This is a genomic window from Micromonospora sp. MH33, from assembly GCF_003013775.1.
GTDB lineage: Bacteria > Actinomycetota > Actinomycetes > Mycobacteriales > Micromonosporaceae > Micromonospora > Micromonospora fulviviridis.
Genome location: NZ_MUYZ01000432.1, coordinates 1 through 3,979, shown reverse-complemented (window position 1 = coordinate 3,979; position 3,979 = coordinate 1). Strand labels below are relative to the sequence as shown.

Annotated in this window: 3 protein-coding genes, 1 tRNA gene and 1 pseudogene; all 5 read right to left on the bottom strand. The window is 76.3% G+C overall.

The annotated features are described in order from the left end of the window. The coding region (gene selB / locus B0E53_RS33855) for a selenocysteine-specific translation elongation factor (protein ID WP_107079637.1) at window positions 1-928 on the bottom strand (928 nt) is incomplete at its 3' end. 2 nt (window positions 929-930) lie between these two features. After that, entirely contained in the window at window positions 931-2,223 is a 1,293-nt protein-coding gene (gene selA, locus B0E53_RS33850; protein WP_107079638.1) for an L-seryl-tRNA(Sec) selenium transferase, read from the bottom strand. A gap of 16 nt (window positions 2,224-2,239) precedes the next feature. Beyond that, window positions 2,240-2,335 (bottom strand) — tRNA-Sec (locus tag B0E53_RS38155). A 60-nt stretch (window positions 2,336-2,395) separates the two neighbouring features. Continuing rightward, window positions 2,396-3,610 (bottom strand): OFA family MFS transporter, encoded by a 1,215-nt coding sequence (locus tag B0E53_RS33845; protein WP_210406323.1) that lies wholly within the window; start codon window positions 3,608-3,610, stop codon window positions 2,396-2,398. Window positions 3,611-3,729: 119 nt separating this feature from the next. Then, a pseudogene (locus B0E53_RS33840) lies at window positions 3,730-3,979 on the bottom strand (hypothetical protein); the annotation flags it as partial.

Below are 3,979 nucleotides of genomic sequence, written 5' to 3'. Positions count from 1 at the left end.
GGGCCAGCCGGAGCCGGACGGTGTCCGGGCCCAGCGGGCGCACCCGGGCGGGCACCGCGGCCGAGCCGACGTGCAGGGTGAGGGTGGCCGGCAGGTCGGCGGCCGGGTCACCGGCGAGGCGCACGTCGAGCAGGTCGGTGCGGCGGAACCGGCCCGGGGTGAGCAGGGCGTCGCCGCGGGCCACCCGGTCCCGGGACACCCCGCGCAGGTTCACCGCCACCCGGGCCACCGCGTCGACCTCGCCGTGGGCGGTGTTCAGCGCGTGCAGGCCGCGGACCCGGACCGGTTCCCCGGTGGCGGCCAGTTCGAGCTGGTCGCCGACGCGCAGCCGGCCGCCGCCGAGGGTGCCGGTGACGACCGTGCCACTGCCCCGGATGGTGAACGAGCGGTCCACCCAGAGCCGGACCGGGGCGTCGCGGGCCGGGTCGGGCAGCCGGGCCACCAACCGGTCCAGCGCGGCCCGCAGCTCGGGCAGGCCGGCGCCGGTGACCGCGCTGACCGGCACCGCCTCCACCGCACCGAGCGAGGTCGCGGCGAGCTCCGCCCGGGCCCGGGCCAGGGCCGGCCCCGGATCGGCCAGGTCGGCGCGGGTCACCGCCAGCAGCCCGTACGACACCCCCAGCGCGTCCAGGGCGGCCAGGTGCTCCGCGGACTGCGGCATCCAGCCCTCGTCGGCGCCGACCACGATCAGCGCGGCCGGGACCGGCCCGACGCCGGCGAGCATGTTCGGCACGAACCGCTCGTGCCCGGGCACGTCGACGAAGGCGATGGTGCCGCCGGAGGGCAGCGTGGTCCAGGCGAAGCCGAGGTCGATGGTCATTCCCCGGCGGCGTTCCTCCGCCCACCGGTCCGGTTCCATCCCGGTCAGCGCCCGCACCAGGGTGGACTTGCCGTGGTCGACGTGCCCGGCGGTGGCCACCACCCACACGGTCAGGCCCCGACCCGCAGGATCGCGGCCCGCACGTCCGGGTCCGCGTCGGCGGGCACGCACCGCAGGTCGAGCAGGAGCCGGCCGTGCAGCACCCGCCCGAGGATCGGCGGCGCGCCGGTGCGCAGCGGCTCGGCGTACCGCTCGGGCAGGCTCAGCGCCCAGGAGTCGAGTTCGACCCCCGGTGCGCCACCGCCGCCGACCACCGCCGCGCTGGGCACCACCTCCGCCTTGCAGCCGTCCTCGCCGAGCCGGTCGCGGAGCCGTTCGGTGCGGGCGCGCAGCGCACCCGGCTCGGCGTGCAGGGCGTCCCGGGTCGGGGTGGTCGGCGCGTGGAGGGTGGCGGCGAGCGCGGCCAGGGTCAGCTTGTCGACCCGCAGCGCCCGGGCCAGGGGGTGCCGGCGCAGCCGCTCGACCAGGTCGGCCGCGCCGAGCAGCAGGCCGGCCTGCGGTCCGCCGAGCAGCTTGTCGCCGCTGGCGGTCACCAGGTGCGCGCCGGCGCGCAGCGTGGTGGCGGCGTCCGGCTCGTCGGGCAGCAGCGGGTCGGGGGCGAGCAGCCCGGAGCCGATGTCGGCGACCACCGGCACGCCGAGGGTGGCCAGGTCGCCGACGGGCACGGCCGAGGTGAAGCCGGTGACCCGGAAGTTCGACGGGTGCACCTTGAGCACGAACCCGGTGCGCGGGCCGACGGCAGCGGCGTAGTCGGCGAGGCCGGTGCGGTTGGTGGTGCCCACCTCGCGGAGCCGGGCGCCAGTGCTCTCCAGCAGGTCGGGCAGGCGGAACCCGTCGCCGATCTCGACGAGTTCGCCGCGGCTGACCACGATCTCCCGGTCCGCGGCGAGCGCCGTGGCGGCGAGGACCAGGGCGGCGGCGCCGTTGTTGACCACGTGCACGGCCGGCGCGTCGGGCACGGCGGCGGCGAGCGCGTCGAGCGCCTCCCGGCCGCGCCGGGCCCGCCGCCCGGTACGCAGGTCCAGTTCCACGTCGGTGTGCCCGGCGGCGGCCACCAGGGCGTCGACCGCGGCGGCCGGGAGCGGGGCCCGGCCCAGGTTGGTGTGCAGCACGACGCCGGTGGCGTTGAGCACCGCCCGCGGGGTCGGCGCGGGCAGTTCGGCAAGCGCGGCGTCGCGTACCTGGTCGGGGGTGAGCTCGCCGGCGCGGGCCCGCCGCTGGGCCCGGACGATCGCGGCCTTGACCCGGTCGCGGCCGAGCGTGCCGGCCGCGGCCGCCAGCGCCGGGTCGGCGAGCAGCACGTCGGTACGCGGCACCCGCCGCCGTGGGTCGACGTCACGCATCGGGTCTCCCAGGGCTTGGCGGAGACGGACGGGAATCGAACCCGCCTGGCCCGGGTCCCGGACCACACCGGTTTTGAAGACCGGGAGGGGCACCAGCCGCCTGAACGCCTCCACCCAGCACCTAACCACATGTGATCTCCGGCCGCCTGCCGAGGGCCGGACCGGCACCGGATCAGGGCCCGGGCGTCTGGAAGTGGGGTCGTGGCTCGCCGGGTGCGGTGGGCAGGCGGGTGAGCGGCGGGAGCACCAGCGCGACGAAGGCGAGGACGCCGATCACCGTGAAGGGCAGGGTGTAGCTCTTGCCGCTGGCGTCGTAGAGCAGCGCCGTGAGCAGCGGACCCACCACTCCCCCGATGCTCCACGCCACGATCATCGCCCCGTAGATGGCGCCGGCGTTCGGCGTGCCGAAGTAGTCGGCGGCGGTCGCCGGCATGGTGCCGAAGCCACCGCCGTAGGCGAGGTAGACCAGGGCGGCGAGGACCGCGAAGAGCCAGAACGCGGAGGCGTGCGGCAGGATCAGGAAGCAGACGCCCTGCAGGGCGAGCATGCCGATGAACGCCGGCATCCGGCCGATCCGGTCGGACAGCCACGCCCAGGCCACCCGCCCGCCACCGTTGAACAGGCCGAGGGCGCCGACCAGGCCGGCGGCGGTCGCGGCGCCCACCCCGGCCACCGCCTGCGCGGCGTCCGCGGCCTGGGAGATCAGCGCGATACCGCAGGTCACGTTGAGCGTGAGGATCAGCGTGAGCAGGTACCACTGCCGGGTGCGCAGCGCCTCGCCGAAGGTGTAGACCCGGGTGCCGGCGACGGCCCGGCCGCCGACCGCCGGGGTGAAGCCCGGCACCTGGTAGCCGGCCGGCGGATCGCGGAAGAAGGACGCCCCCAGCAGCACCGCGACCAGGTAGCCGATGCCCAGCGGCAGGAAGACGCTGGTCTTGTGGTCGGTGCCGGCCAGCAGCGCCTTCGCCACCGGTGCGGTGATCACCGCGCCGAAGCCGAAGCCGGCGACGGCGATCCCGGTGATCAGCCCGCGCCTGTCCGGGAACCACTTGCTGAGCATGGCGATCGGCGTGATGTACGCGGCCCCGAGCCCGATCCCGCCCAGCACACCGTAGGTGAGCAGCAGCAGCCACAACTGGTCGCTCGACGACACCAGTGAGGCGAGCATGGTCCCGACGGCGTAGAGGATCCCGCCGCCCAGCGCGACCGGCCGTGGCCCGCGCCGGTCCTGGATGCGCCCGCCCACCAGGCTGCCGATGAAGATGGTCCCGATCGCCACCTCGAACGGCAGCACCACCTCGGCCTTGCTCCACCCGAACTCGGCCTGGAGCGGCTTGTTGAACACACTCCAGGCGTAGACGGCGCCCAGCGCGAGCTGGACGAGCACGGCCGCGACGACGAGGCCCCAGCGGCCCCGCGTCGGCGGTGGATTTCCCCGCGAATTCGCGGCTGATGTGGCCATGAGCGGTACCCCCGTATCGGCTCATGGGCCGGCGCCTGTCCTGCCTATCCCCCGTTCGGGCCGGCGCCCGGCCCGCTGATGTCTGGTCCTCGGCTCTCCCGCCGCCGGGCCCGTTCCCGCTGCGGCACCACCGTGTACTTCGGGTCCTTCGCCGAGGCGACCCCGCCGTGGAAGATGCCGAAGCGGGTGCAGACGGCGGCGGCGAGCAGCGCGCCGCCGGAGAGCGCGGACAGCACGCGGCTGCGCCGCCCGACCAGGGCGCCGGCCACCCCGGCGGCGGTCAGCGCGCGGCCG